This window comes from Paenibacillus sp. USDA918EY (assembly GCF_009870825.1).
GTDB classification, from domain to species: Bacteria; Bacillota; Bacilli; order Paenibacillales; family Paenibacillaceae; genus Paenibacillus_AQ; species Paenibacillus_AQ albilobatus.
In genome coordinates this window covers 1-19,076 of sequence record NZ_WTWY01000019.1, presented here as the reverse complement: position 1 = coordinate 19,076, position 19,076 = coordinate 1, and the positions used below count along the sequence as shown (strand labels likewise).

17 protein-coding genes and 1 pseudogene are annotated in these 19,076 nt (G+C 50.4%); 13 read left to right on the top strand and 5 right to left on the bottom strand.

The features are described 5' to 3' along the window. Positions 1-123: 123 nt before the first annotated feature. The 3 genes from GQY55_RS26250 to GQY55_RS26240 are packed head-to-tail and all read right to left on the bottom strand — an operon-like array spanning position 124 to position 4,217. A complete protein-coding gene (locus GQY55_RS26250; RefSeq protein ID WP_236575893.1) occupies positions 124-1,221 on the bottom strand; it encodes a response regulator in 1,098 nt (365 codons plus the stop codon). A 15-nt stretch (positions 1,222-1,236) separates the two neighbouring features. Beyond that, a complete protein-coding gene (locus GQY55_RS26245) occupies positions 1,237-2,694 on the bottom strand; it encodes an ATP-binding protein (protein WP_160044877.1) in 1,458 nt (485 codons plus the stop codon). Positions 2,695-2,720: 26 nt separating this feature from the next. Continuing rightward, a complete protein-coding gene (locus tag GQY55_RS26240) occupies positions 2,721-4,217 on the bottom strand; it encodes a sensor histidine kinase (RefSeq protein WP_160044876.1) in 1,497 nt (498 codons plus the stop codon). A gap of 190 nt (positions 4,218-4,407) precedes the next feature. Here GQY55_RS26240 and tnpA point away from each other — a divergent pair, with 190 nt between their 5' ends. The 4 genes and pseudogenes from tnpA to GQY55_RS26220 all read left to right on the top strand — a co-directional run. Further along, complete coding sequence (tnpA, locus tag GQY55_RS26235) at positions 4,408-4,836, top strand: IS200/IS605 family transposase (protein WP_160044971.1); 429 nt, start codon at positions 4,408-4,410, stop codon at positions 4,834-4,836. Between the two features lie 4 nt (positions 4,837-4,840). Continuing rightward, positions 4,841-5,191 (top strand): hypothetical protein, encoded by a 351-nt coding sequence (locus GQY55_RS26230; protein ID WP_236575873.1) that lies wholly within the window; start codon positions 4,841-4,843, stop codon positions 5,189-5,191. A gap of 246 nt (positions 5,192-5,437) precedes the next feature. Then, positions 5,438-5,767: an antibiotic biosynthesis monooxygenase family protein gene (locus GQY55_RS26225; protein ID WP_160044875.1), complete on the top strand. Its 330-nt coding sequence runs from the start codon at positions 5,438-5,440 to the stop codon at positions 5,765-5,767. Between the two features lie 25 nt (positions 5,768-5,792). Further along, a pseudogene (locus tag GQY55_RS26220) lies at positions 5,793-6,011 on the top strand (SDR family NAD(P)-dependent oxidoreductase); the annotation flags it as partial. Positions 6,012-6,167: 156 nt separating this feature from the next. Here the strand turns inward: GQY55_RS26220 and GQY55_RS26215 are convergent. Together GQY55_RS26215 and GQY55_RS26210 are read right to left on the bottom strand one after the other, a co-directional pair. Then, a complete protein-coding gene (locus tag GQY55_RS26215) occupies positions 6,168-7,028 on the bottom strand; it encodes a hypothetical protein (RefSeq protein WP_160044970.1) in 861 nt (286 codons plus the stop codon). A gap of 105 nt (positions 7,029-7,133) precedes the next feature. After that, a complete protein-coding gene (locus GQY55_RS26210; protein ID WP_160044969.1) occupies positions 7,134-8,060 on the bottom strand; it encodes a LysR family transcriptional regulator in 927 nt (308 codons plus the stop codon). Positions 8,061-8,385: 325 nt separating this feature from the next. Here GQY55_RS26210 and GQY55_RS26205 point away from each other — a divergent pair, with 325 nt between their 5' ends. The 9 genes from GQY55_RS26205 to GQY55_RS26165 all read left to right on the top strand — a co-directional run bounded on the left by GQY55_RS26205 (position 8,386) and on the right by GQY55_RS26165 (position 18,667). Then, a complete protein-coding gene (locus GQY55_RS26205; protein WP_160044874.1) occupies positions 8,386-9,354 on the top strand; it encodes an ABC transporter ATP-binding protein in 969 nt (322 codons plus the stop codon). A 40-nt stretch (positions 9,355-9,394) separates the two neighbouring features. Continuing rightward, the gene (locus tag GQY55_RS26200; protein ID WP_160044873.1) at positions 9,395-10,453 is read left to right on the top strand and encodes an ABC transporter substrate-binding protein; all 1,059 of its coding nucleotides are present in this window, start codon (positions 9,395-9,397) and stop codon (positions 10,451-10,453) included. A 1-nt stretch (position 10,454) separates the two neighbouring features. After that, positions 10,455-12,134 carry an ABC transporter permease gene (locus GQY55_RS26195; RefSeq protein ID WP_160044872.1) on the top strand — a complete coding sequence of 560 codons (1,680 nt, stop codon included), beginning with the start codon at positions 10,455-10,457 and terminating at the stop codon, positions 12,132-12,134. Further along, on the top strand, positions 12,131-13,447 hold the full coding sequence (locus tag GQY55_RS26190) for an MBL fold metallo-hydrolase (protein ID WP_236575872.1): 1,317 nt from the start codon (positions 12,131-12,133) through the stop codon (positions 13,445-13,447). Before GQY55_RS26195 ends, GQY55_RS26190 begins: the two co-directional genes overlap by 4 nt. Before the next feature lie 415 nt (positions 13,448-13,862). Further along, the gene (locus GQY55_RS26185) at positions 13,863-15,311 is read left to right on the top strand and encodes an amino acid ABC transporter substrate-binding protein/permease (RefSeq protein ID WP_160044871.1); all 1,449 of its coding nucleotides are present in this window, start codon (positions 13,863-13,865) and stop codon (positions 15,309-15,311) included. Beyond that, positions 15,304-16,032, top strand: a complete 729-nt coding sequence (locus GQY55_RS26180) for an amino acid ABC transporter ATP-binding protein (protein ID WP_160044870.1) — start codon at positions 15,304-15,306, stop codon at positions 16,030-16,032. The genes GQY55_RS26185 and GQY55_RS26180 overlap by 8 nt, the downstream gene beginning before the upstream one ends. A 567-nt stretch (positions 16,033-16,599) precedes the next feature. Continuing rightward, on the top strand, positions 16,600-17,796 hold the full coding sequence (locus tag GQY55_RS26175) for a bis-aminopropyl spermidine synthase family protein (RefSeq protein ID WP_160044869.1): 1,197 nt from the start codon (positions 16,600-16,602) through the stop codon (positions 17,794-17,796). A 46-nt stretch (positions 17,797-17,842) separates the two neighbouring features. Continuing rightward, entirely contained in the window at positions 17,843-18,094 is a 252-nt protein-coding gene (locus GQY55_RS26170) for an ArsR/SmtB family transcription factor (protein ID WP_268895067.1), read from the top strand. A gap of 81 nt (positions 18,095-18,175) precedes the next feature. Further along, complete coding sequence (locus GQY55_RS26165) at positions 18,176-18,667, top strand: SRPBCC family protein (RefSeq protein ID WP_160044868.1); 492 nt, start codon at positions 18,176-18,178, stop codon at positions 18,665-18,667. The last annotated feature ends 409 nt before the right edge of the window (positions 18,668-19,076 follow it).

Sequence of the window (19,076 nt, the reverse complement as noted above, 5' to 3'; positions counted from 1 at the left end):
CCCTCTTGTTCAGTCTGTTTTTTTCTGCGACAAAAATCGGGTTTATTATACATGAGCGCGATAAACAAAAAATAAACAAGAAAGAGCCCCCGAATGCAGTCGATTCGAAGGCTCTTAGTTCAGCTAATTCGTATGCAGCAATTTCTCGATATGCTCTTTAAGATGCGGTTCCGGCCTCATGCCAAGTTCCCGCAGAAGGGTTTCCTCCAGCAGGCGGTATTGCTGTAGCGCTTCGTTCTTTCTCCCAAGCCGAGCATAAAGCCGGATCATCTCATCATGGATATCTTCCCGGAGAGATTCCCGCTTCACGATTTCTCCAAAGTAATACAGCGATTTGGCGGGATCATTGCGCTGGAGATAGTGTCTTGCGGCTGCCTCCAGCATTTCTAAATACTTTTGTTCGAGACGGTGAATGATGCTGCCTGCCCACTCATAAGATTTGCCTTGCAATAAAGGTCCCGTGTACAGGGAGAGGGCTCTCTCCAGCAGATGCTCATGTTGCGACGGGTTCATTCTAATCTGCTTCGCCACGTTTTCAAACTCGTATAAATCACAATACATGCTGCCCTCAAGAATACGGATGTCATTCCGGCCTGCCTCGATGCACTGCCCCGCCTTATTGTCATGAATCGCTTTGCGAATATAGTAGAGGGTCTGGTTCAGGTTTTTCCATGCTTTTTGAGGCTCCAGGCCGTTCCATAACGTATCGATGATTTCTTCCTTGCTTACCGTACCCTTGCACAGCAGAAAGGCAAACAATTCCTCCGTTTTAGGGCTTCTCAGTTTTAGCTGGGCGTGAGGTTGTCCGCGCTGCATGATTTTAAATCCGTTAAATAGATGAACGGCTATGCCTGATTCGGCAGGTGCATACCCGCGTCTTTTTCCGATCTTATTCAGCGTCTTACGAATTCGTTCCGAAGTGACTGGTTTCAGCACATAATCGAGGGCATTGACTTCGAAAGCTTGCAAGGCATATTCGTCATACCCTGTGACAAACACCAAATCTATGGAATCATCGAGCTCAGCCAGCAGGCTGGAAAGCTTCATACCATTCATTTCCGGCATTGAAATATCCAAAAAGACGACGTCTATCGGACTAGTCCTCACATATTCATAGGCTTCCAACGGATCCAAAAAAGCTGCGCATATTTCAACGGTTCCGCTCTCGGACAAAATTCTTCTCAAACGTTTCTGCGATAATTCTTCATCATCTACGATCATAGCTCGCAGCATACCTTACCCTCCAGTCGGCTTGATCGGCTCCGCGGGAATGGAGAAGGAAACCTTCGTTCCTGTTCCTTCCACGCTTTCAATAATTAGATTCGTCCCGTAAAGAAGCTTGATGCGCTGGCTTATATTCCATAGTCCCACACCTTTTGTTCCGGCCCCCGGTGTCAGCAGCGCCTGCAGCTTCTGATCCCCGATGCCGCTGCCATCGTCTTCGACTGTAAAATTGACCCACGACTCTGTCGCCTTCTTGATGGATAGCTTTACGGTACCTCCGCGAAAATTGGACATCAGTCCATGTCGGATGGCGTTTTCCACAATAGGCTGCAGAACAAGCGGAGGAATACCGATCTCCAGATTGGCGTCCACGTCGTATTCCACATGCAACCTGGGGCCGAACCGAGCCTTTTCGATATGGAGGTAAGCTTCCACGAGTTCCAGCTCTTTCCTCAGCGTTGTGAGGGAATCAAGCTGTTTGAAATCGAAGCTGCCTCTTAAATACTGCGAAAGCTGAAGGGTCAACTCCTCTGCCTGCTCGGGATCATCCATGCATAATTCGGCAATGGAATTTAGAGCATTGAACAGAAAATGCGGATTGATTTGGGATCGCAAAAAAGCGATTTCCGCATCCCTGGCATTTTTCACCGAAGCCTTTAATTTGGTTAGACTCCGTACGCGTGCCATTAACTCCTCAGCTGCAAACGGCTTCCCGACAAAGTCGTTAGCCCCGTTTTCCATGCATAATTTTATATCGGCAGCCCGGTTTCTGGCCGTTAGCATCAATACCGGCAGCTCGAAGGAGGTGAATCTTTCTCTGATTTGCTTCAGCACCTCGTACCCGGACATATCGGGCATCGTCATGTCCAGGATGACCAGAAAGAAATGGGAGCTTCGGGATAGCTCATGAAGCGCCAGTTGTCCACGGTTGACGACCACAATGGAATGCCCCTCCAGTTTGAACAGGTTGATCATGGATTGAAGATTGGCATAATCGTCGTCCACTACGAGAATCGGCTCGTCGATTTTACCTGGAATATAAAGAGGAAATTCCATATTCGGCATGTGCAGATCCGTTGGCTGCGTCTCCTTTGCTTGCGGGCTGACGTTCTGATTCGAAGCTCGCCCCGCCAAAGGAAGAGTAAAGCTGAACCTGGACCCCACCCCCGGGCTGGAACTCACAACGATTTCTCCTCCGTGAAGTTCTACCAGTTTCTTGGTAATGCTGAGTCCAAGCCCGGTTCCTCCGTCTGGATTGGTATCAGAAGCTGCGGCAGCTTGCTCATAGGCATCGAATATCCGGTCCTGGAGATGAGCCGGGATGCCGATCCCGGTATCCCTGACATGAACCTCTACCCGCTGGCCCAGCACCGCGGCGCTTACTTCCACGACGCCTTGATCGGAATATTTAACCGCATTGCCGATCAGATTATGCAGGATTTGTATCAACCGGTTGCTGTCCGCATACACCGAAGGAACTCCTGCAGGAATGTGATTTACAAGGGAAATTTGTTTACCCCCAGCAAATACTGATGAACCCGGATCACCGAATCCACGGACGCCTTCAGATCTACGCTGCTCATAACAAGCGTAATATCTCCATATTTCATTTTGGAGTAATCGAGCAATTCGTTGACAAGATGAGTCAATCTTCTTCCGCTGCCTGTCACAATAGCCAGGTTTTGCGCCTGCTTCTCGTTCACAGGCCCTTCGACGCCCTTCAGTAAGGAATCCGTAATATTCACGATCGCATTTAAAGGCGTTTTTAATTCATGCGACGTGTTGGAGAGAAAGTCGTCTTTCATTTTATCCAGCTGGAGCAGCCGGTCTTTCATCGCATCAATGGTGTGATAGGCTTCGAAGAAACGAAGGACGATCAGAAAAATCATAATAATGTTAAATACGATAATGTATAACTGTCCGAGCGACAAGTTCTCCTTGATCGACAAGGCGAACAGAATCGTGTCGAGCGAGTACAGGTTAATCGTCAGAATTGACATGAACAGAAGCAGCGATTTGAAACGGCTGGTATCGGGGCTTCGGACATAAAGAATGGCAGCTTTCAACAGCAGCCACACGAGCATCAATTCATAAAAAACGATGATATAAGAGTGGATCCGGGTGTAGACATGGATCGATAGAAACGGCACCATCACCAGAAAGCTTCCCAGCACAACGGTTACAGCCAGTGTCAGCTTGAAGGAAATCATATTTTTATGTACCTGGTAGAAAAAGAGGGCTACGACAATAAAGGCGGCAATCGAGCTCATGTCCTTAATCTTATACAGCACTTCGAAGGGAATTCCGGACAAAAAATAAAGCAGCGGCCGTTCCCCGATCAAACCGTGGTAAAGCGAAAAGAGCAAACAGATTATCCCCGAAAGCAGAAGGGTATAGTCCCTCATGTTGTAGATAATCGTCGCGGCAAAGCAGATAAAATAGATAAAAGACAGGATGGAGAGAATGGCGAGGATGCTGAATTCTCGGGCCATACTCTTTTGTTGGTCGTCGATCATGGTCGCCTGATCCCCGAAATAGATGGAGATCGGAATGCCCGCGTTAATATAATCATAATTGGCTACCTGCACGATAATTTCAATATCGTTTTGATCCGAGGCGAAGAGTCCGGTTTGCGGAACGTTTCCCGGCCGGTAAGCCGCAGCGTTCGTGGAAGGCTGTCCATCCTCAAAGAGCTTACGTCCGGCGACATAGACGGAGCTCGAAAAGCGTATATTCGTCTTTTTCAGGGCAAAAATACCGTGGATCGGTACGTTTCTCAGCACCATGCGATAAGTGGCCGAACCGTGCGCAGGTAGGCGGTTGCCGTTTATTGCTTTCCCGTTCCAGCGGGAGGGCACCTGCATATAAGTCGAGGGTACAGGCTTTGCTGCTTTAAAGTCTTCCGGGGTAAGGAGCTGATTCCAATAAAACTCCCATTCTCCGTCCAGCTTGATTCTTTTGTTTTGTTTGAAATCCCAAGCGGATAGATCCATGACGCCGGCCCGAACCTGTAACCCGTCGGATCGTTGATGACCACGCTCTATGAGGAGTGATAAAGGGATAAAAGAAAAAACAATCAAGCTTATCATACAAATAACGACGATCCTCTTGAGCACTAGGTCCGCTCCTCTTCCATTCTGAATGGTTCGATTTTGAATAAATCCATTCGACAATATATGATAGATTCCTTCAAAATGCAACAAGTCTAGCGGCTGTTATGATTTTCGCCGCACACCTTCGCCCACGGTGTCGCTCATCAACTATCATTTTGTTTTTTGCCCCCGTTATAGAAGAAAAGTACTGGTGAACCAGGTTGAAGTGCGATTCAAGGAACTAATAACTGAAATTTGCCAAGAAAATAATTGGCTAATCGTGGCGATGGAAGTGATGCCTGATCATGTTCATTTGTTCCTGAACTGCCTTCCCACGGATTCTCCTTCAGACATCATGGCAAAAGTGAAAGGAGCGACCTCTCGAATATTAAGGCAGGATTTCAAGCATCTTGCTCATTTGCCCAGTCTGTGGACACGTTCTTTCTTCGTTAGCACAGCAGGAAACGTTTCAAGTGAAACCGTAAAACGTTATGTGGAAGAACAGAAGAAGAGGGGGTGAACCTATGCAAGCCTTAACTGTTAAGATTCGCCTCTTCCCTGATCATCCAGATGTTCTTCGTACATTAGGGAAAGAGTATATTCGGGTCGTAAACCATCTAACCGAAACGGCTGAACAATTAGGGGTGTTTCCGAAGACGACTACCAAAGACGTGGAAACCATACTTCCTTCTGCGGTTTGCAATCAAGCCATTCGTGATGCCAAAAATATTTTCCATAAAATCAAAAAACTTGGTGTTCGTCCCATCCTTAAAAAACCGGTATATTTCGTTAACAACCAAAACTATACCCTATCCGAAAATACAGTTGCTTTCCCTATCGTTGTAGATGGGAACCCAACCTGTGGCAAATGGTAACAGTCTGCCAGCCTAAGATGCTATAGGCACTGTCTTAGGACGGGCTGATGAGACAGCCCCGAACTTGGGGGAACTACGGATCGCAGAAATGCACTTCCGACTACCACCCAAGAATCCCACGGATACCGAAGGTGTCAGCTCGCCACTTTAGTGGTGGGAGTCTCAATGTCGTATTCTTCATCTAGCGTTATGATAAATGCCGTAACGGAATCACTGCAAAATATGAAGCTTACAGGAGGAGTCGACATGTCCAATCAACAAGTTCAACTGAATATTCGATTCAAAGCTAAACCAGGGAAAAAAGAAGAATTCCGCAAGGAGCTGTATTCCCTTATTGAGGAGATGTCATCCGAGAAGGCATTCATTAGCGCCATTGTTTCGGATGATCTGGATCAGCCGGATGACTTGATCATTTATGAAACATGGCAAGGCACGAGAGATAGCTGGCTTGCGGAAGAATTTATTAAACCATACCGCAAGAATTACGAAAAAACACTGGAAGATTTCATTGTGGATCGAAGCGTCAGCTGGTTGCAGCCGAAGGCCGAATGGGGAAGTCATATAACGCGGCAGTAAAATTGATCGGTGACCGGGTTAGCGGCGTTCAGGTTTGCCGTTGTTTCCAAATATGACGGGAACCATCACCATAACCGGCTCGACGGCGGGTACTATTGGCGACGCAGGATTTAGTGTCTACGGAGCTAGCAAGACGGCTCTCCGTCAGATGGCGGGAAGCTGGATAATGGATTTGAAAGGCACGGGGATAGGACTTAATGTACTGAGCCCCGGCGGGGTCCACACGCCAGCTTATGATGATATGTGAAGTTACCGCACAGCCTTTTTCTAAGTCGCTTTTGGTGCAGCAGCCAGCCAATACCCGCAAGGTGCCGTTCAATACTTGATTGCCGCCAATTTGACAAACAATAACCCGCAGACTGGACGTTGAAGTCCATGCTGCGGGTTATTTTTACATTTTTTAATAACGCTCGAGTACCAGATTCGTCTTAAGCGAGTCGGCAGGCACAAGCCAGCCTTTGCCTTCCAGCAGATGTAGCAGCTTGGTCCGGCTGGATGCAGCCGTCGTGTAATCATCGGTCTTGAAGGAGATTTCAATGATGTTTTCCGTACCGTTACCGTCCGCGCTGGCGATCGGCCAAAGCTCGATATCCGTTTTCAAGCCGTCAAACGTTCCCGAGTATTTGCTGACCGAAACCGGGCCATGCGCGTAAGATTTTTTTAACACAGCCGTACCCCATCCAGACCCGTTTGTCTTATCGAGCTTGCCCGGGATGTTGTTTACGAGGATTTCAAGCGCGTCTTTTTCGCTTGGCAGCATCAACCCTTTGGAAGCTGAAACCTCTTTATCATTTGAAAAGCTAAGCGTTTGCTTGCCGTAACCCCAGTCGATCTCCGCATCGTAATTCGTGTCCGCCGCGCTGAAGCCGTCGCGGTTTGCCTGATCCAAAGCGGCGTTGATGTCGCCGTTGACGATGGCATACCGTTTTTTGTAGGTCATCTCGTACTTTTTCTTATCCTCTTTTTTGCGGAAGCGCACATTCCATCCCGAATCGTTCAGGTCAAGGGACTCCGAATCAAAATACTCCACCAGCATCCTTGCGGCAGGCTCCTCGATTCGAAAAGCCTCCTTCACCTGATCCTGCAGCGTTTGATCTTGATTCAGCACCCGATCGGCGTTCAACAAAAATTTGACTTCATAGGACGGCACCGCGTTGGCTGCGGCTTCGGCTTTGCCGGCAGGCTGCCAGCCGGTCAGCATGATTACCGCGCTCAAAGCGGCTATGACGATGGATTTCGTTGTTTTGGCCTTACGTTTCATCATTTCATCTCCCTTGATTGGATGTATGGTTCGTAACCTACTGTAAAGGGGCATTGTCAAACCTTCATCAAGGAAATGAAGCATTCAGGTAAAAAATAGAAACATTTAATCTTGGCCTCCCAAGATCGGCTCTTGGGAAGATTGCCGCCACTGTTCCAACAGCTCGATGAAACGGCTGCTCGTCACCGACAAATAACGGTCCTTATTGGTCATGACGTAAACTTGTCGTTCGACCGGAAGATCCGGAATCGGCCACATCCGGAGCAGGCCTCCGGCCGCTTCGGATTGAACCGCCATACGCGAGACGAAGGAGATATGCTCGCCAAGCATGACGGCCTGCTTGATCGCCTCCAAGGAGTCGAGCTCCAGACTGGAGAAGGGGCGGATGCCCTGCCGGTCCAGCCATTGATCGGTGATGCTTCGGGTGTTGGATGCCTTGCCGTGCAGCACGAAAGACGAAGCGGCAATCAGCTCCGGCGTCCACTCCGCGGCGTCCGCGAACGGATGGGAAGGAGAGCAGATCAGTACCAGCTCGTCCTTACAGAGCGCCTGCGCCTTCAGCGGCGATTTGTGAAAAGGGTCGGTGGATAGGACGCCGATATCAATCTGGTGGGCGTGCAGCATCTGCATGATGGACGGAGCGGTTTTGACGGACAACGTCACGCGGATTCCCGGAAACGACTTGGTAAAAGAATCGAGAATCGCCGGTAAAATATACGTCGCAGGCACGTAGCTTGCCCCAATGGATAACGTGCCCTGCTTGAGCGTATCAAAATCATTGACGACCCGCTGCGCTTCCGACGCGAGCGCATTGATTTTGGAGGCGTAATGAAGCAGGGCGTAACCGGCGTCCGTCAAAATAATTCTCCCCATGCGGGCATCGAACAATTTCACCCCGAATTCGCGTTCGAGATTTTTCATATGAAAGGTGACCGTCGGCTGCTTGAGGCCCAGGAGGTCGGCAACCGTGGTAATTTTATGGTGCTTCTCCAGCAGCTCGACAATCTGCAGTTTCAACAAATTGAGATTCATCATCTTCGATATCCCTACCCTCTTATAAGCTTATCCCCTATCTATAGATTAAATCTATGAATGTTAACGGAGTTCATTGAAAGAATTAATTGTCATTTTACATTCCGGTAATACTGGCTTTCATTCCCGCAGGTAGACTGGTTATGTGAGGATATTGCGAAAATCCAAGAGCGGCTTTCCATCGGCAATATATTGAGCGAAACGGATCGGTTCGCCTATATATTGGACCAGGGAGCGGCCGGAATCGAATTTTGCAAAATCCTGATGCAGGAACGAAGGAATCAACAAACGTACCCAATGCTAAAGCAAGGAAGGGAATCAACAGATGGATTTGAAGATACGCGGCGTCGGCAAAAGCTTTGGCGGAAATGTCGCACTGCATCCAACCGACCTCATGATCCGCCATGGAAAGTTCACGACGCTGCTAGGACCTTCGGGATGCGGGAAGACCACCCTGCTGCGTTTAGTCGCAGGTCTGGAGCGGCCGGACACGGGGAGCATCAGCGTCGGGGAAGACATCTTGTCTAGCGAATCGAAAGCCGTACCGCCTGAACGACGCGGTTTTGGCATGGTGTTTCAGGATTTTGCGCTTTGGCCTCATATGACCGTCTTCGAAAACGTGGCCTTCGGGCTCCGGGCTACCGGACGCAAGGAAGGGATTCGGGACAAAGTTATGGAGGCTTTGGACAAGGTGAAGCTGACCGGCATGGAGCTGCGGTATCCGCATCAGCTGTCTGGGGGCCAGCAGCAGCGGGTCGCATTTGCCAGAGCGGTCGTGACGCGTCCGCGGCTGGTACTTTTCGACGAGCCGCTAAGCGCGCTCGATGCGGTACTCCGTGACGAGATGCGCCTGGAAATGATGTACCTGGTTCGTGAAATGGGGTTAACCGCCCTATATGTAACGCATGATCAGGTCGAAGCGATGTCGATGTCGGACGAGGTCATTGTGATGCATGGGGGGAAGGTGCTGCAAAAAGGGGCGCCTGAAGAAATTTACAATCAGCCGCAACACCCGTTTGTCGCGCGGTTTATCGGAAAGTCCAACTGGCTGGCCGATGGACGCTCCATGTTTAGGCCGGAACAGATCCGGTTCGAGCCGGGCGGGCAAGAGACTTTATCCTTTACAGCGGTTGTCGCGCAGGTGAGCTATGTCGGCGACCGGTATGAGGTCAGGCTGAAGTCGGACGAGGCTGCCGAGCCTTGGCTCGCCTACTATCCAAGGCGGATGAGCGAGGGGACGGAAGTTACGATTTACCTGCCGCCTCAATGCATTCAGCGGTTGAATGAGAATTAAAAATTTCAGAATTCAAAATCAAATCAAGGGGGAAACGACGATGTTTAACATGACACGGAATAAATGGAAGAAAGGAAGCGCTCTGATTCTGGCACTGACGCTTGGGGCCGCACTTGCAGGCTGCGGAAGCAACAAAGCCGCCGAAGATACGGCCGCGGCTGCGGGAGAGGGCAAACCGGCCGAGACGGCGGATAAGACGCTTACGGTATATACGGCGGGCCCTGAGGGATTGGCAAACAATCTTATCAAGGAGTTCGAATCCCAATCCGGTATCAAGGTCGAGACGTTCCAAGGGACGACTGGGAAAATTCTGGCCCGCTTGGAGGCTGAAAAATCCAATCCGGTAGCCGATGTGGTTATTCTTGCCTCGCTGCCATCCGCCCAAGGCCTGAAAAAAGAAGGATTGACGCTCGCTTATCCGGAAGCGAAAAACGCCGACAAGCTGAACAAGGATTGGTCCGACCCGGAAGGCAACTACTTCAGCACCAGCGCATCGGCGCTTGGCATCGCCTATAACACCAAGCTGGTCACGACGCCGCCGACATCGTGGAGCGACTTGGCCAAACCGGAATACAAGGATCAAATTAATATCCCGGATCCGTCGCTGTCCGGCTCGGCCCTTGATTTCATCACAGGCTATCTCAGCGACAAAGGCGATGGAGGATGGTCGCTGTTCGAGAGCTACAAGGCCAACGGCGTTGCCATGGCCGGCGCCAACCAAGAAGCGCTGGATCCCGTCATTACCGGCGCCAAAAGCATGGTTGCGGGCGCGGTCGATTACATGACTTATAAAGCCAAGGCCAAAGGCGAGCCGATCGATATCGTCTATCCGCAGGAGGGCACCGTAATCAGCCCGCGGCCTGCGGCGATCCTGAAATCCACCAAACACGAAGAGAACGCGAAAGCATTTATTGACTATCTGCTCTCCGACTCGGCCCAGAAGCTGGTCTCCGATGCTGCGCTGCTACCGGGCCGCACGGACGTCAAAGCCGAGAACCGCGCCAATCTGGGCGACATTCCGCTGCTGAAGACGGACTGGACCTGGATGGGCGAGCACGGCAGCGAAGTAACCGACAAATTCACGAAGCTGTTGAAATAACATGAACCATACTTTGCTTCAACGTCAAATCAAAATCTGGTCAACGGTATTTGCATTCCTGGTCCTGATCTTACTCATCGCCTTGCCTTTGGCCGATATTTTCATTCAAAGCGTATACCGGGATGGGGAGCTGCGGTGGTCAGCCCCATTCCGTGCTTTGGCGGATTCCGATATGATGGTCGTGCTTTTGTCTTCCATCTGGCTTGGGGTATGCGTCATTCTCGGTACGACGGTGATCGCCCTGCCGCTAGCGTGGGTAATGGTGAATACACGGTTCGGCCGGTGGCGCTGGCTGGAGATCGTGTTCCTGATTCCCTTCATGACGCCGCCTTACATCGGCTCGATGGGATGGATTTTGTTCATGCAAAAAAACGGGTACCTGGAGCAGCTGGCTCCGGGCCTTTCCGGGCTTGGCGGGGCGTTTTTCTCCTTTGGCGGCATGGTTGCGATCATGAGTCTGCATCTCTATCCGTTCCTCTATTTGCTGCTGCGCGGGGCATTGGAGAGAATCGGAGGAAATATGGAGGAAGCGGCCGCCGTCATGGGCGCGCCGTTCACGTACCGCTTTCGCCGGGTGATTGCCCCTCTGCTGCTGTCCGCCTTTGGCATGGGAGCGATGCTTATCTTTGTCAAAACGATCGCGGAATTCGGTACGCCGGTTACGTTTGGGAAACGTATCGGATATGAAGTGATGACATCCGAGATTCATAAGTATATTTCCAGCTGGCCGATCGATTTCGGCAAGGCCACTTCACTGTCGTCCGTGCTTCTGGCGAGCTGCCTGCTGGTCTGGTACGTCCAGTCCGTCGTGAACCGAAAATACACTTTCGGTCTGGTCGGAGGAAAAGGCGTTCGCCGTTCCTCCATGCGCGGCACCGGCTGGCTGCAATGGGTGGCGGGAATCTACGTGGTTCTTCTTCTGGTCGTTTCGATTGGCATCCCTTATTTCTCCGTCGTGGCGGCTTCCACGATGAAGCTGCGGGGGATCGGGCTGGCTTGGAACAACTTTACGCTCGATTTTTATAAAGAGCTGCTCCGCTGGAATTCCCCCAGCATGAAGGCGCTGATGAACAGCCTGTGGCTCTCTTTGGCGGCGTCGACCATCGCTTTGATTCTGGGCACCTGGTTCGCCGTTGCGATCGGCAGGTCCAAAACCCGGGGGCAGCGTACGATCGATCTGCTCAGCCTGCTTCCGAACACGGTGCCGGGGATCGTGTTCGTCGTGGGTTTAATTTTGTTGTGGAACTCCCCATGGATGCCGGTTCCGCTTTATAACACCTACGGCATGGTCATTCTCACGTATGTCGTATTATTTGTACCGTACACGGTGCAGTACGTTAAAAGCGCCTTTACCCAGATCGACCCCAAACTGTTCCAGGCCGGTCAAGTGTTTGGCGCAAAACCGGTTTACGTGTTCCGCAGGGTGCTGCTGCCGCTGATCGTTCCGGGAATGCTGGCCGGATGGATGATGACTTTTACGATCGCATCGCGGGAGTTGGTCGGTTCACTGCTCATTTTACCGCCGTCCATGCAGACGTCAGCGACGTACATCTATGCCCAATTCGAGCAGGGACAAGTATCGCTCGGGATGGCGATGGCCGTCATCTCGGTGGGGCTGACCACTTTGCTCCTCGTCCTGCTGGAAGCCGCGGGCTCCAAAAGAAAGTGGGCCGCTCCATGATGGAACTGAAAGTGTGGGGCGGCGCCGGCGAGCATGGCCGCTCTTGTTACGTACTGACGGGAAATCAGCATCGGATCATGCTCGATTGCGGCGTTAAAAAGGAAGGGGCCGGGCAGTACCCTTTGCTTGATGAAAACCTGATCCCAGGGTTGACGGCCGTATTTCTCTCGCATGCGCATGAGGATCATTCCATGGCTTTGCCTTTGTTATACAAGCTTGGTTATCGTGGCGAAATTTGGTCAACAAGGCCGACCGTCAAGCAGCTGGAGCTTTATTTTGCCAATTGGCGTAAATACGTAACGGGTCGAAAGGGCGAACTTCCTTATGACGAAACGCATATTTCCGCCATGCGCTTTCGTATTCTGGAGGATGAAATCGAGAGGAGCGAATGGTTTGAAATAAAGGAAGGGTTGCAGTTTCAGTGGGGGCGAAGCGGCCATATGCTCGGTTCCGTCTGGCTGCGGATTCATATGGAGGACCATCATCTGTTTTATTCGGGGGACTTCAGCCGCGAGTCCGAGCTGCTTACCGTCGATCCGCCCGGAGAGTCCATTTCTCACGATTCCGCGTCCGACTGCCATCCGTTCCCGCCCAAAATGACCCTGTCGATCATTGATAATGCCTATGGGATGAATGAGGAATCGCAGGATGAAAAGTTGAACACGCTTAGCCGGTACATTCTTGGGGTTCTGGAGCGAGGGGGTCATGCGCTATTGCCGGTTCCTGCTTTCGGGCGGGGGCAGGATTTGCTGATCTGGGCAATGAGACAGTTCCCGGAACGACGGATCGTTGTCGAACGGGAAATCGTTGAAGGTTTGCGACAAATGGCCGATTGGGAAGACTGGCTTCGTCCGGAAGCTTGTCATGAGATCGAACTAGCTTTGCGTTCTTCCCGTCTCCATATTCCTGAAAACCAGGAAGAACGGATCAGCTTGCTTCAAGTCAGTGACCCGCTGATCATTTTTACGACCGATGGCATGATGGAGTCGCAGCGCGCCCGTTGGTATGCGGAGATGCTTTCATCCTCTCCGTTACATGCCGTTATCATTACGGGACATGCAAGCGAAGGAACGTTTGCCCGGCGGCTGCTGAAAGGCGAAGCCGGGGAGTCGTTCTGCGAGGTGGTTCAGATGGGCTACAAAATCCATCAGGGGCTGAATGACGTCCGCCTCATGCTGAATGAAATTCCCAGCAGGCATACAGTACTGGTTCACGCGCCTAAACCGGAAACCGACCAGGTTATATGTGATCTCGAACGGGAAGGGCATCGGGGCATGCTTTCCTTGCATCCGGGAGCGGCCATCACTTTTTAATTATCGATGAACGTAATCAATCGCTCTCCGCAGAACAAGGTGATGGGGAAGAAGACGGAAGAGCGGGCCCCGTGCTGCCGTATTAGAAATGAGGCAGCTTTTTAGAGTAAGGACAACCTTTACTAAACCGTACCCTATCGAGTGACTTTTTAAAGTGTCTACTCGATAGGATACGGTTCATACATGAAGGTTGTTCTTTTTTTTTATGCAAATATGGGTCTGCTGGGTAAATGTATATTAACCTATAAGGCTGCCCGCGAGTTATTTTCACTTGAAAAATTTAACTAATTAAAATTGTACTTTTAGGCAACCTAGTTTTTTTGGTAAAATAGTAGTCTGGGTGATAGAGTATCGCCGTAAAAGAGAAAAAATGAAGGGGAAAAAGTATCGGCGTTGACCGAGAAGAGGAGGACACATGAAATCTATTAAGCTCTCATTTTTTTACATTACGTTGCTGCTCCTCATGGTGACCGGTTTGACCGGTCCGGCGGGAGGCGCCGCGGCGGAGCCGAATTCCGGCAAAACCTATGTAATCGGCACCGACATTACGTTTGCGCCTTTTGAATTTCAGGACGTTAACGGCAAATACGTCGGGATCGACATGGATCTGATGGATGCCATCGCCAAAGACCAAAATTTCAAGTATCAAATCAAGCCCCTTGGTTTTAACGCAGCCGTGCAGGCTTTGGAGTCGAACCAAGTGGACGGCGTCATCGCGGGCATGAGCATTACCGACGAAAGAAAGCACAAATTCGACTTTTCCGAACCTTATTTTGAATCCGGCGTGGTTATGGCCGTCGGCATAAAAAATGACACGGTCAAAAGCTACGACGATTTAAAAGGAAAAAAAGTTGCAGTCAAAACCGGTACGGAAGGTTATACCTTCGCACAATCCATAGCTCCGAAATACGGATTCACGATCGTGCCGTTCGATGATTCCTCCCAGATGTACGAAGACGTGAAAGCCGGAAACTCCGTGGCCTGCTTTGAAGATTATCCCGTGCTGAGATATGTTGCGAATCAAAGCAAGGACCTTAAATTCGTGACCCCGAAGGAAGCGGGCGCCTCCTACGGATTTGCCGTCGGCAAAGGCAAAAACAAAGAGCTTCTGGAAAAATTCAATACCGGCCTGGCCAATCTTAAGGCAAGCGGCGAATATGACCGCATTAAAGAAAAGTATCTTGGAGAAGCTGCCGCCGGACCGGCGAACCAGAGCCGCTTTGAACTGATTATGCAGTCTCTGCCGCCGCTTTTGGGCGGTCTTGGCAAGACGCTTATGTACACGATCGTGTCGCTCTTTTTCGCCTTTATTTTGGGCCTTATTTTCGGATTTATGAAAGTGGGACATAACCGGTTCCTGCGCGGGGTGGCGACGGTGTTCGTCGATCTGTTCCGCGGCATTCCGCTCATTGTTCTCGCAATGTTTATTTACTTCGGCATTCCTCAGGCATTCGGCTTTACGATGCCGTTGTTCCTGGCGGCGATTCTGACGCTGAGCCTGAATGCCGGCGCGTATGTGACGGAAATTATTCGCGGCGGCATCCAATCGATCGACCGGGGGCAAATGGAAGCGGCGCGTTCACTCGGTTTGCCGTATCGCAAAGCGATGATCAAGATCATTATCCCGCAGGCGGTCCGCATCATGGTTCCGGCGTTTATCAACCAGCTTGTCATTACGCTGAAAGACACGTCGATCCTGTCTGCGATCGGTCTGGTCGAGTTGACGCAGTCCGGTAAAATCATTATCGCCAGAACGTACGAGTCCTTTACCATTTGGGCGGAAGTTGCCATTATGTACTTGATTGTCATCATCATTTTAACGAAGCTTTCCAGCTATCTCGAAGGGAGGGTGCGCCGTGGGTAAAATCCGGGTTGAAGGATTGAAGAAAAGTTATGGCGCCAATCAGGTGCTGAAGGGCATCGACATGCAGGTCAAGCAGGGTGAGGTCGTCTGCGTTATCGGTCCTTCCGGTTCGGGGAAAAGCACGTTTCTGCGCTGCATTAACCGGCTCGAGGACATTACGGAAGGCCGGGTTATCGTTGATGACCGAGACCTGAACGATCCGAAAACGGACATTAACAAGGCACGCGAAAATATCGGCATGGTATTCCAGCATTTCAACCTGTTTCCGCATTTCAGCGTGCTGAAAAACATTATGTTCGCTCCGATGGAGCTTGGAAAAATGAATGCGAAGGAAGCCCGGGACACGGCGATGAAGCTGCTTACGCGGGTCGGACTCGCCGACAAGGCGGACGCTTTCCCGAGCCAATTGTCGGGCGGGCAAAAGCAGCGGGTGGCGATCGCCCGCGCGCTGGCGATGAACCCCGACGTGATGCTGTTCGACGAACCGACGTCGGCGCTTGACCCCGAAATGGTCGGCGAGGTGCTCGGCGTCATGAAGGATCTGGCGCGCGAAGGGATGACGATGATGATCGTCACGCACGAGATGGGCTTTGCCCGAGAGGTGGCGGATCGCGTCATCTTTATGGACGGAGGGTATATCATCGAGGACGGCACGCCTGAAGAAGTGTTCGGCAGTCCGAAAAACGAACGTACGATCAGCTTCCTGCAGAAAGTGCTGTAAGCAGGAAGAGGCTACTTTTAAGCGGATTGAATCCGTAGTAGGATTAAAACAAAAGCTCCCGCAGGCAGCTAAGGCTGCTTGCGGGAGCTTTTTTGCCAAAGACGATTTAAAAAAGGAACATGGCTTGGTTGACTATGGTCATCTGGTGTGGTAGTATAAAGGAAATTTTTTACTAAGGGGAAATTTTGATGTCCGGAGCCGTTCTTAACTAATTAAATTCCATATTTGAAGCTTCTCAGAAAGTCCCAAAGACCCATGGATGAATTTCTCATGGTTTGCTCTTTGCGGTTATGTGACAGCTTCGGAATTAGTTAAGAACAACGGATTCAATCAAAGCTTTAGAGGCTGCCTATTGATAATGCACCCACATCCGTGCTGAGTTCAGCTCGGTTTTTTTGTTTTTTATGTGGCGTTCGTTTTAGGCGGGGAGCAAAAAGGGCAGGGATGACGTATGTTCATCCCTGCCCTTTTTCTATTTCGAGTTAAGGAGTGAAGGTGTGTCGGCGGATAGCTTCGTGCAATCGTCAGAAAGAATCGTAGCAAAGATAAACATGAAGGAGGGATTGGGTGAAATCATACATTGAACAAGCAAGTCAACATATCCGGCTGCAGGAAGGGAAACAGGCGATTGAACAGCTTCTGGTCGAGTGTTATCTGAATCCGGGCATTTCCACCAAAGAATTGGCTCGTAAAACGCTGCTGCCGACACCGATCGCAGCAGCAATCAAACGGGAGTTGATGAAAGCCGGAGCGCTCAAGCAGGACCGAGGCGTTCGCTGTACGCCTGACGGAGCGGCATGGATGGAAAACATATACGGGTATGCGGGGTTAGATCGCACGCTTTTTCGCGAATTGCTTCAAGAAACGAAATGGAATGAGAAACTTCAAGATGTAATGGCCATACTGAGGGAACTTTTTTCGCTGCGGCCGTCCGTCAACGTTCAAATCGATCAATCCAAATGCACCCCGGAAACCAGCCTGAACCGGGCGATCCTCTGCTTGAAGCAGCATGCGTTAATCGGAAAAAAGATTTTATGCGTTGGCGATGATGACCTGGTGAGCGTGTCGATCGGTCTGCTGCTGCAAAAATTATTTCCGTCCGGCGGTCATAACGTCACAAAAGTGCAAGTGCTGGACATTGACGAGCGATTTTTGGGATACATCGAGACGATCGCCAAAGAAAGGGGGCTGCCGATAACATGCCGCAGATTGGATTTAAGGGAGGGACTGCCGGAGTACCTGCACGGCCGTTTTGATAGTTTCTTTACGGATCCGCCCTATACGCTGCAGGGAATGAGCCTGTTCGTATCGCGCGGGATCCAAGCGTTGAAGAGGGAAAAAGGGCTTCCGATTTTTCTTTCTTTTGCCCATAAGGCTCCGTCGTTTATGTTGGCCATGCAGCGGGAGTTCACCCGGATGGGGCTGACGGTAGCCGCTAATTTTCCGAGATTTAATGCCTACGAAGGCGCTGAAATGATCGCCAACCGGAGCCAGATGTTTATTTTGCGGACTACGGATCAAACGAAGCCGGAATATCCGGGTACCTTTGCCGATGCCCTTTACACCGGGGAAGTGAATCAAACGCTGCGCACTTACCGCTGCAAGAGCTGTTCCAGAGAGGTATTTGTCGGGATCACGGGGGAAATTGCAACCATTGAGCAGCTTAAAAACGAAGGATGTGCCGGTTGCGGACACGACACGTTTGAGATGGTAGCCAAAAAAGCGGTGCTGCGGGAGAAGATGGGCGAACCTTTGACGGATTAAAATATGGACCGCCAATCAGATTGTACATGAATAGAACCGGAGGGCGATCCTTGACTGCATAAGGGTTCGGGACCGATCTGTTGGCGAACTGGTTGAGTTGTCGTCCCTGATCCAGCCGGGAGTGTCCAAACATTTGCAATTTCTTCGGGAAGCCGGGCTCGTCATCGTTCGGAACGCTGCTCGGAAGCGTTTGTACTGCTTGAATGCAAAGCCTTTGAAGCAGATTCATGATTGGTTTGAGCCTTATCGGAGGTTCTGGAACGGCAAGTTGGATGATTTGGAACGTTTTTTTGGATGAAGAAAAATCATGTCCATGTCTTAGCGGCGGGATACAGGGTTATATTTTTAAAAAACGGGTTACTAAAAAGGAGGATAAGCCATGAACCAATTGGCCGTAGTTGAGCAGGACGGGGAGGAAACCCGGGTGCGGTTCGTACGCCATTTGAAGCATCCGGTGGAGAAAGTCTGGACGGCGCTGACGGACAACGACAAGCTGAAACAATGGTTTTCCGAGCTGCGCGTGGAAGATTTGCGCGAGGGCGGGACCATCTCTTTCGACATGCAGAACGGTACTTATGAATATTTCGAAATTCTGGAACTGAAGCCGTTATCCGTGCTGGAATATACGTGGGCTGAAAACCGCGTCCGGTTTGAGCTGTACCCGGAGCCGGAAGGCTGCCGCCTCGTTTTGATCGAAACCGTCGTCGAAATCACCGATCATACGCCTAAGGACATTGCCGGATGGGATGTATGTCTGGATGTAATCGAGGCGCTTCTGGACGGAAGGACAGTATCGCAGCGGAAAGCCGTTTGGGAAGAAAAATACCCGAGATATGTCGAGAAGTTTGCGGAGCTCAACCGGAATGAATAGAACCAAAACTTTGTAAGAAAGAAGGAGCCTTCTAACCAACCCAATATCGTTTTTATTGGATTCGGATGGATGTAAAGATTGAAAACATTTGAATATAGTGTTATAGTTTTCCTTGAGTAAGACTAAGGAGGGGTACCATAATGAAAAAAAGATCATTGAATTCTTTATCTAAAGGTGTAGGGTACTCAACTGCCGTTTTTTTCGTGTTTGCTAATCATGGGAGAAGTCTGTCTAATTTCAGAAATAACGACTTAAATCCTTTGATTAGAATCTCTAATTAAAGTAGTGGGTTAAAAACCACAGGTCATTTCCTGTGGAATTTATAAAAACATGTTACTAAAAACCACAGGTCGTTTGAAGTGACCCCATAAAGTTAGACAGGTTATAATCATTAGGCAACTTGTTGGGC